This window comes from Providencia vermicola (assembly GCF_010748935.1).
In the GTDB taxonomy this organism is placed as follows: Bacteria; Pseudomonadota; Gammaproteobacteria; order Enterobacterales; family Enterobacteriaceae; genus Providencia; species Providencia zhejiangensis.
On record NZ_CP048796.1, the window covers coordinates 3,074,089 to 3,088,050 of the forward strand.

15 protein-coding genes are annotated in these 13,962 nt (G+C 40.4%); 9 read left to right on the top strand and 6 right to left on the bottom strand.

Going from position 1 to position 13,962, the window contains the following annotated elements; genetic code table 11:
* Positions 1-42: 42 nt before the first annotated feature.
* The gene (gene tusE, locus G3341_RS13935; RefSeq protein ID WP_154623215.1) at positions 43-372 is read left to right on the top strand and encodes a sulfurtransferase TusE; all 330 of its coding nucleotides are present in this window, start codon (positions 43-45) and stop codon (positions 370-372) included.
* A gap of 15 nt (positions 373-387) precedes the next feature.
* Here the strand turns inward: tusE and G3341_RS13940 are convergent, their stop codons facing one another.
* On the bottom strand, positions 388-669 hold the full coding sequence (locus G3341_RS13940) for an acylphosphatase (protein WP_154623216.1): 282 nt from the start codon (positions 667-669) through the stop codon (positions 388-390).
* Between the two features lie 219 nt (positions 670-888).
* Here G3341_RS13940 and hspQ point away from each other — a divergent pair, with 219 nt between their 5' ends.
* Complete coding sequence (gene hspQ, locus G3341_RS13945) at positions 889-1,212, top strand: heat shock protein HspQ (RefSeq protein ID WP_195848159.1); 324 nt, start codon at positions 889-891, stop codon at positions 1,210-1,212.
* 59 nt (positions 1,213-1,271) lie between these two features.
* Here the strand turns inward: hspQ and G3341_RS13950 are convergent, their stop codons facing one another.
* Positions 1,272-1,685, bottom strand: coding sequence for a CoA-binding protein (locus G3341_RS13950; RefSeq protein WP_163862592.1), 414 nt, complete (start codon positions 1,683-1,685; stop codon positions 1,272-1,274).
* A gap of 260 nt (positions 1,686-1,945) precedes the next feature.
* Here G3341_RS13950 and G3341_RS13955 point away from each other — a divergent pair, with 260 nt between their 5' ends.
* A complete protein-coding gene (locus G3341_RS13955) occupies positions 1,946-2,404 on the top strand; it encodes a methylglyoxal synthase (protein ID WP_154623218.1) in 459 nt (152 codons plus the stop codon).
* A gap of 42 nt (positions 2,405-2,446) precedes the next feature.
* Here G3341_RS13955 and helD read toward each other — a convergent pair whose 3' ends face one another.
* The gene (gene helD, locus G3341_RS13960; RefSeq protein WP_163862595.1) at positions 2,447-4,501 is read right to left on the bottom strand and encodes a DNA helicase IV; all 2,055 of its coding nucleotides are present in this window, start codon (positions 4,499-4,501) and stop codon (positions 2,447-2,449) included.
* 256 nt (positions 4,502-4,757) lie between these two features.
* Here helD and yccS point away from each other — a divergent pair, with 256 nt between their 5' ends.
* A complete protein-coding gene (yccS, locus tag G3341_RS13965; RefSeq protein ID WP_163862597.1) occupies positions 4,758-6,932 on the top strand; it encodes a YccS family putative transporter in 2,175 nt (724 codons plus the stop codon).
* A 94-nt stretch (positions 6,933-7,026) separates the two neighbouring features.
* On the opposite strand, the gene G3341_RS13970 is transcribed toward yccS, so the two are convergent.
* Entirely contained in the window at positions 7,027-7,629 is a 603-nt protein-coding gene (locus G3341_RS13970) for a TfoX/Sxy family DNA transformation protein (protein ID WP_230085824.1), read from the bottom strand.
* A gap of 233 nt (positions 7,630-7,862) precedes the next feature.
* Here G3341_RS13970 and sulA point away from each other — a divergent pair, with 233 nt between their 5' ends.
* Together sulA and ompA are read left to right on the top strand one after the other, a co-directional pair.
* Entirely contained in the window at positions 7,863-8,384 is a 522-nt protein-coding gene (gene sulA / locus G3341_RS13975) for an SOS-induced cell division inhibitor SulA (RefSeq protein ID WP_154623222.1), read from the top strand.
* Between the two features lie 355 nt (positions 8,385-8,739).
* Positions 8,740-9,813, top strand: a complete 1,074-nt coding sequence (ompA, locus tag G3341_RS13980; RefSeq protein ID WP_163862600.1) for a porin OmpA — start codon at positions 8,740-8,742, stop codon at positions 9,811-9,813.
* Between the two features lie 223 nt (positions 9,814-10,036).
* Here the strand turns inward: ompA and matP are convergent, their stop codons facing one another.
* Positions 10,037-10,504, bottom strand: coding sequence for a macrodomain Ter protein MatP (gene matP, locus G3341_RS13985; protein ID WP_154623224.1), 468 nt, complete (start codon positions 10,502-10,504; stop codon positions 10,037-10,039).
* Positions 10,505-10,666: 162 nt separating this feature from the next.
* Between matP and G3341_RS13990 the strand changes: the two genes are divergently transcribed.
* The 3 genes from G3341_RS13990 to fabA all read left to right on the top strand — a co-directional run bounded on the left by G3341_RS13990 (position 10,667) and on the right by fabA (position 13,366).
* The gene (locus G3341_RS13990; RefSeq protein ID WP_154623225.1) at positions 10,667-10,843 is read left to right on the top strand and encodes a GhoT/OrtT family toxin; all 177 of its coding nucleotides are present in this window, start codon (positions 10,667-10,669) and stop codon (positions 10,841-10,843) included.
* Between the two features lie 181 nt (positions 10,844-11,024).
* On the top strand, positions 11,025-12,761 hold the full coding sequence (locus tag G3341_RS13995) for an AAA family ATPase (RefSeq protein ID WP_163862603.1): 1,737 nt from the start codon (positions 11,025-11,027) through the stop codon (positions 12,759-12,761).
* Positions 12,762-12,847: 86 nt separating this feature from the next.
* Positions 12,848-13,366, top strand: a complete 519-nt coding sequence (gene fabA, locus G3341_RS14000; RefSeq protein WP_154623227.1) for a bifunctional 3-hydroxydecanoyl-ACP dehydratase/trans-2-decenoyl-ACP isomerase — start codon at positions 12,848-12,850, stop codon at positions 13,364-13,366.
* Between the two features lie 126 nt (positions 13,367-13,492).
* Here the strand turns inward: fabA and rmf are convergent, their stop codons facing one another.
* Positions 13,493-13,663 carry a ribosome modulation factor gene (gene rmf, locus G3341_RS14005; protein ID WP_154623228.1) on the bottom strand — a complete coding sequence of 57 codons (171 nt, stop codon included), beginning with the start codon at positions 13,661-13,663 and terminating at the stop codon, positions 13,493-13,495.
* Positions 13,664-13,962 lie beyond the last annotated feature (299 nt).

Genomic DNA, 13,962 nt, shown 5'->3' on the forward strand with positions numbered 1-13,962 from the left:
TTGCTAAATTTGCACTCTATTTTTGTTTAGGTAGAAATTTGTATGTTGCGTTTTAACGGTCAAGAAATTGAGACTGATTCACAAGGCTACCTTATTGATAGCCAACAATGGAGCGAGGCGCTTATCCCTCTTCTCGCTGAGCAAGAAAATATTACGCTGACAGAAGAGCACCTTGAAATTGTTCGCTTTGTTCGTGCCTTTTACGAAGAGTTTAACACCTCACCCGCTATTCGTATGCTGGTAAAAGCGGTTTCACAGCAATTTGGAGAGGAGAAAGGAAATAGCCGCTACTTGTATCGACTATTCCCTAAAGGTCCCGCAAAGCAAGCCACGAAACTTGCTGGGTTACCAAAACCTGTCAAATGCATTTAACTCATTACCCTAAAATTAATAGCGGACTGAAAAATCCGCTATTTTTTCAGTTGCCCAGTTTTCGCTAAAATAATGGTCGATTTTTGCTCCAGGGGGACCACCTGCATTAAGCCATTCCTCTACAAAGCAGATATCTTGCTCTGAGCCGTAAATGCCTAGCGCAACGCTGCCATCTTCGCGATTACAAACATATCCTTTTATTCCATTCTGATTAGCCCAATGATATGTTTGATAGCGAAAACCAACCCCTTGTACACGGCCATAAATATAAAACAAACGTCCGGCTGCTTTTGTCATTTTTAGCCCCCTTTATCAGTAGATTATTTATAAATAACCTATTTATTACAGTTGTGTTTTATGCGTTGAACAGATAATCTGAGATCGAGGCACTGCTTTTCATGTTACATATAAGACAGTGTATTGCGTTATGAATAATTGTCCATACATTGGCTTGAAAACGCGGAACACTGCCCAGATATAAAGTTATAGCATAAGCAAGGCTTTTAGGAGGTGGCTATGATGATCACCAGTAAATATGGGATCGGGCAACAAGTTAGACATAAATTACTCGGCTACCTAGGCGTTGTAGTAGATGTTGATGCTGAATACTCGCTCGAACAACCGCATGACGATGATGATATTGCTGCAAACAGCACATTACGTGATTTGCCTTGGTATCACGTTGTTATGGAAGACGATAATGGCGAAGCTATTCATACTTATTTGGCAGAAGCTCAAATTACTTATGAAACCGCTGATGACCATCCAGAACAACCCTCTATGGACGAATTAGCTGAATCTATTCGTTCACAATTACAAGCACCACGCCTACGTAACTAATCCTTTATCGTTCATCCACAGTAAAGCAGCGCGTTAGCTGCTTTACTACGTTATGGCGCTTATTTTTCTATGCCTAACGCCGGAATTTCTTGTTTTGGACACTTATCCATGACAAATTTCATACCAGCAGACAAAGCGATTTGTTGAGCTTCTTCACTGATAACGCCTTTTTGCAGCCATAACACTTTTGCTTTAACGTCTACGGCTTCCCGTGCGACGCCAACGGCAGCATCGGCATTACGGAACACATCTACCATATCTATAGGTTGGGGAATATCGCTCAGCTTTTCATATACTTTTTGCCCTAATAATGTTTGACCCGATAGTTTAGGACTAACCGGAATCACGGTGTACCCCTGCTCTAATAGATATGCCATCACTTCATAACTTGGGCGATTTTGTTTATCACTTGCTCCGACCAATGCGATCGTGTTAACACGCCGTAATATTTCAGCAATTTCTTGACTATCCATCAAAATATCTCCCAAAATCAGTAAACTATTAACTCACAATATGATATACCTTGTCCTGCGTGATCACTCAATTTCTCTATTATAGGCCATCACGCTAAGGTTGCTGGCAATACGGGAAAACGTATTTATTCCACTTTAACCATTTGTTATAAAATAATAAATTGATTTCCCTAATTATTTCCATAACAACCAGCCACAACAGGTAAATAAGTATTATTAATGCTCTTAGCGTGATATCACGCGACTTTTAAGGGAACATCATGGAATCAACAACTCGTAGAATAAAAACCCCGAAAAATATAGCACTGGTTGCCCATGACCACTGCAAATCCTCGCTATTAGCATGGGCGACAAAAAATAGTGAGCAGCTAAAGCCTCATAAACTGTTTGGGACAGGAACGACAGCCAGTCTAATTAGTCACCATACTGGTCTTAATGTCACCGGTATGCTGAGTGGCCCGATGGGAGGTGACCAACAAATTGGCGCAATGATCGCTGAACAAAAGATCGATGTGATGATATTTTTCTGGGATCCACTCAATGCGGTTCCTCATGATCCCGATGTTAAAGCCCTATTACGCTTAGCAACAGTCTGGAATATCCCCGTTGCGACCAACCCCGCAACAGCAGACTTTATCATTACCTCACCATACTTTGATGGTGAAATTGATGTCGTTATTCCTGATTATCAACGATACTTGCAAGAGCGCACCAAATAACGAATCAGTGCCGGATAGTTCGTGTCCGGCACCTATCATCCATTATGGTTTTTTCTGTTTAGGAACACCTAACTGCTTTAAGATATCCACAAACTCTGAAGGCTCATCAGGATGGTAAAGTAGCCATACCTGCTGTTTAGCACGCGTCATTGCAACATATAATAATCGTCGCTCTTCCGCATACTCGAACTCTTCGTGTTTCGGTAGCAAAACCTGTTCCATGATAGATTCTCTCGCCACCGCTGGAAAACTATCTTTCCCACTATTAAGCCCACAAATAATGACATGGTCCGCTTGTTTGCCTTTTGAAGCATGAATAGTCATAAACTCGATATTCAACTTCGGCCAGCGTGTTTTAGCTTTATTTAAAATTTCGGGTCTTAAGTAATGGTAACGTGCTAAACACAAAATAGTTTCATTATCTGTAACGTAGCCACTCATTTTGTCTAATAAACGCTCTAGTGCATTTTCATCGAGCAAAATGACCGATTTCTTACTGCCTTTCACTAAGCTATTGAGCGGTTTATCGAGTTGAGTCGGATTTTGTAATATGAAGCGATTAGCTATTTCGCCAATACGTTCATTAAATCGATAAGTTGTATCTAAAGCGCATAGCGCTCCTTGCCCAAAATTTTGTTCAAAAGATGTTGTGAGATCTAATTCTGCACCACTAAAACGATAAATCGCTTGCCAATCATCACCAACTGCAAAGAGTGAGGTCTGCTTATTTTGCTGACGTAATGCTTGTAACAACTTTGCTCTTAATGGTGAGATATCTTGGAACTCATCAACTAAAATATGCTTCCAAGGACTGATAAAACGCCCTTTCTCCAATAAATTAATTGCTTGGTGAATGAGTCCCGAAAAATCAATAGCCCCTTCTTCTTTTAACGCACTCTTCCATGCTTTTAAAAGAGGCGACATGAGACGAATACGTTTTTGAAATAGGCTTTGTTGCTGTTCGTCTGCGGCCTCGATCATCTCTTTTTGGCCGCCACCATGCATACGCATTAAGCTTAACCAACGATCTAACCGAGTAACGACCCGTTTACTGATTTTTTCATCTTGCCAAAACTCACCTTCAGGAACATCCCACTGTAATTCATCGGTGAACCACTCACGCCACCCCTTGGCTTGTGCTTTTTTACTACTACACTGTTCGCGCCATTCATTAAGTAATAATTCACTGCGTTTTTGTGAATTTATTTCTAATTCACTGATAACTGGTGATTTGTTACTACCCTCACGAATAATCTGTAGCGCTAATGCATGAAAGGTTTTTGCCTCAATATCCTCTTGTTGCAAGCGCTCATGAATGCGCTCATTCATTTCTTGAGCCGCTTTACGCCCAAAAGCCAATAATAAGATTTGCTCAGGCTTAGCGAGTCCTCTTAAAAGCAACCAACCTGCTCTGGCAACAAGTACCGATGTTTTTCCGCTCCCCGCACCAGCCAGCACCAAAATATTTTCTTCGCCATTAATCACTGCCAGAGATTGGCTGGGGTTCAGTGGTGATGTTTCAACATGTTGAAAAAAGTCACCATAGCGTGACAATATTGATTCACTCCATTGTTGATTAATATGCTGTCGACAGCGTTCGCCATCTTCTAGCCACTGTAAGCAATAACGATAAGCGGCAGCACAGTTTTCAAATTGGCTAACACGAGCCAATGGCAAAGGGAGAGACGAAAATTTTTCGCTAATTTTTTTCCGAAAGGACGCTAACTCACGTAAGTTGAGCCAACTATCTTGTTGAGTTTGTTGCTGAATAGATTTTGCGAGTGAAGTCAGGACTTCAGCACTGATTTCACTCATTTCTAGGCTCCATTGCTGCCACTTATCATTTAAATAATGATAAAAGCGTTGAGTTTGCTTCCATTCAGTACCATGTAAACGTACGACTTGCTCATCAGAGAGTTCAAACTCTAGCTCTCCCCAGACAATGCCTCTTTTACAATGGATATCAATTAACTGATTAAAAGGTATAAGGTATTGATGTTTTTCCCCACTCACCTCAATGCCAGCATTCAATAAGCGAACCCGATTATAGGGATGCTGAGCCAGGCGCTGCCCAATCTGTGTTGATTTCAGTTCCATACATCCTGCACCTGAGTTGTTCAATTATGAAAATAACGGTAGCTTGATTCCAAACAGTTTTTTATTACTCATAAACACGCTATCCTATATAGACTCTACATAATTCGAGTTGCATCTAGAAAATGTTCAACAATGTGTTGAAAAGAAAACTAGATTATATAGGCACTTAAATTTGCAGGTTGAAAACACATCAACAACTAAGCAACTTGAAATATGACGAGTATAGACTAGGGAATGTTTGCCTTTGAGGTACTTTGTGTTAACGCTGCTTACCAGTTATCGTCGTGTTTTATATAACAGCCATATTTTATATTATATCCGAATCTTAATCGCCCTGACAGGGACGACTCTCATTCCTTGGTTATTAAACCAAGAGCCCAAAGTCACAATTCCCTTAACCTTAGGCATGGTTGCGGCGGCTCTGACGGATCTCGATGATAGATTAACTGGCCGCTTAAAAAACTTAGTTATCACACTATGTTGCTTTTTTATCGCATCCGTCTCTATTGAATTATTATTCCCACATCCAATACTTTTCTTCTTTGGTCTGGCAATTTCAACCTGTGGATTCATTCTATTGGGCGCATTAGGTCAACGCTATGCTACGATTGCTTTTGGTGCGTTATTAATTGCCATCTATACCATGCTGGGTGTGCCTATTTTTGATACATGGTATCAACAACCTGCTTTGCTACTCATTGGTGCTATTTGGTATAACGTCTTGACCTTAATCGGCCATATTCTATTTCCAGTTAGGCCGTTGCAAGATGCCATTACGCAATGTTATCAGCAATTAGCGGCTTATCTTGATGCTAAAGCTAACCTATTCGACCCCGATTTGGAAGATGACTACCCGCAGTCAGTCTACGAGCTAGCACTCGTTAATAGCACATTAGTCAGTACGATGAATCAAGCAAAAATAGCGCTTCTTAGCCGACTAAAAGGTGATCGCGGACAAAAAGGCACCCGTACGACGTTGCAATATTATTTTGTGGCGCAAGATATCCATGAACGTGCCAGCTCATCACACATTCAATACCAACAACTGAGTCGCACCCTGCGCCACAGCGATATATTATTCCGTTTTCAACGTTTACTGAGTATGCAAGCAAGAGCTTGCCAGCAAGTCGCTCAATCAGTCCTATGGCGTAAACAATATCAACATAATCCACGCTTTGAAGGTACTTTCACTTACCTTGAAAACTCACTGCAATTACTTAAGCAACGCTCCCCAGCGATTCATGAAATAAAAGCGTTGTATAACTTACTCAAAAACTTGAAAGGTATTGACGTGCAATTGCGTGGGCTTAGCCTTGAACAGAATTCACGGCAACATCATAATAAACAAATTGAACAATTATCAGATGAGTCCCCTTCAGGTCTCAGTGATATTATTGCCCGCTTTAAACATCATTTAACGCCTAAGTCTGCACTTTTCCGCCATGCCGTTAGAATGTCACTCTTACTCTGTACAGGCTATCTCATTATCCAGTTATTTGATTTAGAAAGAGGATATTGGATTTTATTAACCAGTTTATTTGTTTGCCAACCTAACTATAGTGCAACCAAACGACGACTCGCACTACGGATAATCGGTACCCTCATCGGGATACTCGTTGGGTTACCTTTATTAAATTTTGTGCCTTCAATGGAAGGACAGCTGACCTTAATCGTTATTTCTGGTTTGCTATTTTTTGTTTTCCGTAGCAGCCAATATGCTCAAGCAACCCTATTTATTACCTTGCTTGTTCTCTTTTGTTTTAACCTATTAGGAGAAGGATTTGAGGTTGCTCTTCCTCGGGTCATTGATACTTTAATCGGTTGTTTTATTGCCTTTCTTGCAGTGAGCTTTATATGGCCTGATTGGAAATTTCGCCAATTACCTCAAGTGGTACAAAAAACCATGGACAGCAATTGCCGTTATTTAGATGCGATTTTGCAACAGTACTATCAAGGTAAAGATAATAGCCTTGAATACCGAGTAGCACGGCGAGATGCCCATAATAATGATGCAGAATTTGCTTCTATTGTTTCGAATATGGCATCAGACCCGAAGTCCTATCAAGTCACCCAAGAACAGGCATTTAGGCTTCTATGCCTTAACCATACATTGCTGAGCTATATTTCCGCCCTTGGTGCACATCGAGAGCAGATGCAAAATAAGGATAACCTCACGATTTTAAGTGATGCTATTTGCTATGTAGAAACCTCATTGCAAATCCTGACGTTGGACGCTCAAGCCGAAGAGAAATCAGAACAGTTACGAGAAAGTATTACGCGTCGCATTGATAGCATATCCGTCAGTGATGATGAAAAAACAGTACTGATTATGGAACAAGCAAGATTATTACTGGAGCTTATTCCTGAAATCAAGGCTATGATCATACAAATTAATACGTCAGCAAATCATTATGTACGCGAGCAAAATTAAGTCAGTTAGCCGATAAATAAAACAGATGAGCGGGTGTCAAAATGTGGCGAAACAGTGACATCCCCTCTCATCGTTTATCTCACCTTAATTAGCCCTACCCCACACTGTTATACCAATTGATCAATTCTTGTTTCATTTGTAATGGTAAAACAGCACTATGATAGCCTTCTATTGCCCCCGCTAATCCAATCAGTAATTTAATACTAGGAGAAAATCGCCCCAACTGTTTTAGCTTCAAAAAGCAAGCTTTCGCACCTATTGCTCGTAAATCATCAACTTTATGAATGCCGATTTTGCCTAATGCTCTCTCTACTGACATATTCATATTCGGTAAATCTTTGATGCGTAATACCGCTGATTGTTTTTGTTTTCGTTCTTCAATCGCAGAACGATAAGCTAACTCAATACAATGGAGCAATAACTCTTCATTTTCCCATATCTGCTCAGGGATCTGATAATAACGCAGTTCTAGCGGTATGCCTTTTTTGCTAAACACTAGCCGCCTAAGTTTAATAGATTCAAAGTAGCTTCTTGCAAAAAGACATCCACGTAAATATAAAAGGCCATCTAATGTTAACCCGATGATGGCACTATCGATGATTAGACAATATCCACCAAAGTGGTTTTTCTTTTTAAACTCACCAAAACGTTTTAATAGCTGATCTAATCGAGGATCATTCTTTTCCAGTAAAGACATACACCCAAGCTCCTTATGAGTATTCATCTACTTCCATCCTTGTATGTGAAACTATAAATATCCTAATTTTACAAACAATTAGCAGAAACCTATTCTGAGATGAACAGCCTAAAACTCCAAGAATATTGCAGATAAAAACACCAAAGTTGCGAAGCGCTTTGAAAAAATAGGCTTGATATTGTATGAATATACAGTTACTGTATATTCATACAGCTTGATTGGTGAGGTGAATTATGGCTATCTATTCTTGGAACAAAGCAACTGAACATTCTGTTAACCACAGTACGCAAGTCATGCCTTCAACTCCACATATCCATGATGCCATGCAGCATGGTATGGTGAGTGAACTGGTTTATGATGAAAAACATCCTATTATGGATTACATCCTACTGCCAATGTTGCGCCAATTTGGTGTGCAATCTCGCTGGTTGCTTTGGTTGAGTCCAAATAAAAAGTTGAGTCGCCATTGGCTAGAGCAGTCTGGTTTACCTATAAATAAAATCATGCAATTAAGTAATATGCCGTCAATAACGACAATAGATGCAATGGAAAAGGCATTAAAGAGTGGTAATTACAGTGTCGTACTCGGCTGGCTTCCTGAATTAAATGAACAGGACTTTGCTCGATTACAAAGCGCGGCTCAAGAAGGTCATTCTATTGGCTTTATTATGCGCCCTCAAAAAACACATAATATTGCAAGTATCCATTCTGGACAGCTAAATAACCTAAAAATTCACTCTAACTATTATCACTAGCCAAGATTAAGAATATTCTTAGTAAATTTGACATTTGGATATAACAAGCTCAAAAAATGTAGAAAAAATAATTGAGATCAATGGGATAGATAATAATCAATCTAAAATTAGGTTATGTTTATCTCTCTGATTTATCCACTAAAATATGTTTTTTTATAACGATTTTTGCTTGCTCTACTTGTATCTTTTTAAGTTCGTTGTAGACTTTAGCTTGTTAAGGTTATGGCATTATTTTTTACTTTTTATAAATTTTTGTAGATAATGTCAGCGAAACCTAGCAAGTATTTTAAACCAATGGCGAATAATAAGGCTCATTGAAGCCATGCCTATATTGGATGATAACGAGGCGTAAAAAATGAAAAAGACAGCTATCGCAGTAGCAGTGGCAGTAGCAGCTTTCGCAACTGTTGCGCAGGCAGCTCCAAAAGACAACACTTGGTATACCGGTGCTAAACTGGGTTGGTCTCACTATGAAGACACAAGCTTTACTCCAGTTGATCGTAATGCAACTGTAGGTAACAGTACTGACCGTGATACTTTCGGTGCTGGTGCATACGCAGGTTACCAATACAACCAGTACATGGGCTTCGAGCTTGGTTATGACTGGTTTGGTAAAATGAAATACAAAGGTGCTGGTAACAACGGCGACCTGAAATCAATGGGTGTTTCTCTGACGACCAAACTAAGCTATCCAGTAATGGATGACTTAGACGTTTACACTCGTTTAGGTGGTATGGTATGGCGTACTGATGTTAAAGCACATCAAGAAGGTCAACCAAATTACAAAGAAAACGACACTGGCGTTTCTCCTGTATACGCACTGGGTGTTGAATATGCAATCACTCCAAACTGGGCGACTCGTTTAGACTACCAGTGGGTGAGCAACATCGGTGATAACGATAACTTGGGCGTACGTCCAGACAACGGCATGCTGAGCGTTGGTCTAGCATATCGTTTCAACCAAGAAGCAGCGCCAGTTGTTGAGCCAGCGCCAGTTGTTGAGCCAGCTCCAGTTGTTGAGAACAAACGTTTCACTCTGCGTTCAGACGTTCTGTTCAACTTCAACAAAGCAACTCTGAAGCCAGAAGGTCAGCAAGCACTGAACGAACTGTATAACGAACTGAGCAGCATCGACCCAACTCAAGGTCGCGTACTGGTAGTTGGTTTCACAGACCGTATCGGTTCACAAAACTACAACCTGCCACTGTCACAAAAACGTGCTCAGTCAGTTGTTGACTACCTGGTAGCTAAAGGCGTTCCAGCTAGCGCAATCGCTGCTGAAGGTCGTGGTAAAGAAGATCCAGTAACTGGTAACAAATGTGACAACGTTAAAGGCCGTGCTGCTCTGATCGAGTGTCTGGCACCAGACCGTCGCGTTGAAATCGAAATCCAAGGTACAACTGAAGTTGTAACTCAACCAGGCGCTTAATAACAAGTTCCTCGGTCGAATTTCGATCTGAACACAAAAAACCCCATTTCGATGGGGTTTTTTTTATCTCTAAAGTCACTTAAAGCAGGCGATAGCCTAAGTCTTATCCCGTCACAACTAGGCTTTGCTTATATCCCAGTCAGTGAAGCGTCAATGATTACATCTTTTACTCATAGAGCATCGCGATCTTAGTTGATCATTCAATAACAGCAAACGATCAATATTACGGCTTGTTAGTATTTGAATTACCTAAAATCGCTTGCAGATCTTCTTTTAATAAGCTCATTTGGCTTTCATACTTATCCTTATGCTCTGCATCCTCGATCAACTGAATGATCGTTTCCGATAATGTTTTATTGCGCTTAACTGCAAGATTAGATAATCGCTGCCAAACAGAAAAATCAAGGTCAATAGACTTTTTTCTCGTATGCGGATGCTCTGCATTGAAATGGCGTTTACGCCTAGCGCGAATACTCTGTTTCATACGATTATCTAATTGTGGATTCATATGTAAATTAATCCACTTCATAACATCTGTCGGCCGATTCTCCATTTTTAACAGCAAGGCAATCGCTTCATCTTCTGCACTTCTTTCAATATATCGAGTGATTGCCTCACCACTTCTGGACTTCTTCACCAGATAATCCCATTTCCAGCCACATTCTAGATTTTCAAGCTGTTGATATTTCATAATTTTTCCCGACGAAGATCGAATCTAGTTTTATATTAGCAATTTTAACTGAAGAAGCACAATTCAGCGGTAACAACAAACGACCCTTCACAAAGAAGATAACAACTTAGCACAAAATAGTGTACAATCTGCCCTCATCTGTTAACAAATTAATGAATTAGCATGTCCACATTTGAATGCATACTCCTCGTTTATGGAATAGGTGGCGTATGCTCTGCTCTAATAACACTACGCCTAACAAAAGACCCTAACATAGTTATGAGATTACTCAGTGCACTACTTATAGGCGTTACATGGCCAATGTCTTTACCTGTTGTACTGTTATTTGCTTTATTCTAGTCGATTATACGTCAATTATTGCTGCAAGATTGACGCTCAGACGCTAATATAGCAACCTTGCCCAATGGGTAATAAATGGACCTGAAAACAATGTAAAATATTCAAACAGGATTCAGGCATACGCGCCCTGCTCACCAACAGGCATTTTACTTATAATCATTTTAATAGCAGAAAAATTATAGTGATCAGTCAAGAACTAACATGGCAAGGCCTAACACCTGACCTAACACCTTATCAGGCAACTTTTGTCTCTTCAGATACCCTGACCCCTGCTACTTTGTCAGAAATTCAACCTAGGCTATTTAATAGCATTGAACGTTTTATCAAAGAAAACTCACGCACGCGTTTCATGTTTATCAAGTCTGAGCAAAGTGAGCATTATTTACAGGTATTTTCTGAAGCGATCAGCCCTTTACTGACCCAATTTTCGCCGATTAAGGGTGATTATCAGCTCACTGACAATAAACTCGCTTTTAAATGGCATCCTGAAATTGACGGACGCTTTTCTAGCCAGACTAAGATTGCATACCGCGACTGGATAGAACCAGAACAATTGTTTGGCTATATCACAGCTTCACTGCATTTAGTTCCTGGATTATTACATCAAATCAACGGTGGTGTCCTAATATTATCGGCATCATCACTGATTGCCCAACCATTGATGTGGCAAAGATTACAGAATATGGTGGCTCGTCGCCAACTTGAATGGTTGCCATTTTCTGATAACCAGCCTCTACCTATAGAAATTGATGCTCAACCGCTTGATATAAAATTGATTATCGTTGGTGATAGGCTGGAGTTAGAAGAATTTGAATATATCGACTCAGAATTATTTGAGAATGCTATCTATGGTGAATATGAACCCATCATGTTCTTTGATGATAAAGAACAATTAGTTCTATGGATGCGCTATATCAAATCACTTATTGACGCTAATCATTTGCCTGAAATTGCCTCCGATGGCTGGATGACGTTTATTACACAAGCTACGCGGTTTTGTGAAGACAAGTTTAATTTACCTCTCGATAGCCAATGGCTCATCCGCAAATTAACCGATGCGTCTCATTACCAAATCGATAACATGATGGGTGATGAAGCATTCAAACAGGCACTTGAAAATCGCCTATGGCGTCATAGCTTTCTTTCTGAGCGCTCACAAGACGACATCTTACAGGAACAGGTTTTTATCCGAACAGAGGGAGAAGTTATCGGCCAAATTAATGGTTTGTCCGTTTTACAGTACCCCGGTCACCCTGAAGCGTTAGGTGAGCCTTCACGCATTACCTGTGTGGCACATTTAGGTGATGGTGAATTTGTGGATGTTGAAAGAAAAGCAGAGCTTGGTGGTAATATCCATGCTAAAGGCATGATGATCATGCAAGCTTATTTAAATTATGAACTAAAATTAGAGCAGCCACAGCCATTCTCAGCCTCAATTGTCTTTGAGCAGTCCTATGGTGAAGTCGATGGTGATAGCGCTTCTTTGGCTGAACTATGCGCCCTCATTAGTGCATTAGCACTACAGCCTATCGATCAACAAATAGCGGTAACCGGGGCGGTAGACCAATTTGGTTATGTGCAACCTATTGGCGGCGTGAATGAAAAAATTGAAGGCTTCTTCGATATATGTGCTCAACGTCACTTAACAGGCCAGCAAGGTGTCATCATCCCAATGGCAAATGTCCGCCATCTGTGCCTCAATCAAACCGTTGTTGACGCAGTCAAAGAAGGTCAATTTCATATATGGCCAGTAGAACATGTCGCTCAAGCGATCACCTTACTGACCAAACAAGCTTACTTTGAGCAACAAGCTGAAGGTGACAACGTACACTTGTTAGCTTTAATTCAAGAACGGATAAATCAAGCTAACTCGCCAGAAAAACCAAAGCTTCCTTGGTTTCTGAAATGGCTTGGTTGAGTAAAAAAATATCAGATCGGAGTTGTTCAGCGTACAAGTGTAAGCTATCCTGTATCCTTAAACTTAATTAAGGCTATAAGAAGAACATGGTTGATAAACGCAGTTCCTACACAAAAAGTGATTTAGAAGCTTCTGGAAGAGGCGAATTATTTGGCGAAAATGGGCCACCATTACCTTCTGGCAATATGTTGATGATGGATCGCATCATCACCATGACTGAAGATGGCGGTTCTTTCAATAAAGGCTATGTCGAAGCTGAACTGGATATCAATCCAGACTTGTGGTTCTTTGGCTGCCATTTTGTGAATGATCCTGTTATGCCTGGCTGTTTAGGTCTGGATGCGATGTGGCAGTTGGTCGGCTTCTACCTTGGTTGGCTGGGTGGCGAAGGCAAAGGTCGCGCATTGGGCGTTGGTGAAGTTAAATTCACTGGACAGGTTCTACCAACAGCGAAAAAAGTGACTTACCGTATCAATTTTAAACGTGTTATTAATCGTAAATTGATTATGGGACTTGCTGATGGCGAAGTATTAGTTGATGGTAAAGTCATTTACGTTGCTAATGACCTGAAAGTTGGTCTATTTAAAGACACAAGTGCTTTCTAAACCGACTGACGCTATATGATCTAAAACCTCCGCAATCGCGGAGGTTTTAAATTGTGGTTTAAAGGGAATTAAAAAACCGTTTATCTAGGTTCTCTAATCAGTAAGTTATGCTGTGCTATGCTCTGCCTATGCAGAGAGTGTCGTCCGGTCCTCCATGGCCTTTCGCCAGCCTCCCAACCAATGCGAACGCGCGTCCACCGACTGATAAGGGCATAATTCTTTTGAACGCCCTGCAATACCTGCTTGATAACCTCTTGATAAAGCTCTTTCTAAACGGTCTCGCTTCTGTCTTTTCATGCCTTACTTCCCTCATTGTTTAAATGGAAAAGAAAACAGCACCTAAAACCCTTAATAGCTTTAAGTTAAGTCATTAGTCAGATTGTACTTAACGACGTTCTCTGTGTGCACCTAGAAAACCTAGGTGATAGCTTAGTTTGTTAGCGACAGGAACCTAAAACTACATAGGGCTCTTAATTTAGGTACAGTATAGAAATACCGCTGGCAGGTCAGAAAATCAAGTAAAGAATTTCATATGAATGTCATAAATGTTATAAATGTGATATATACATTCAAAAAGTGACAACTAATTGATATTA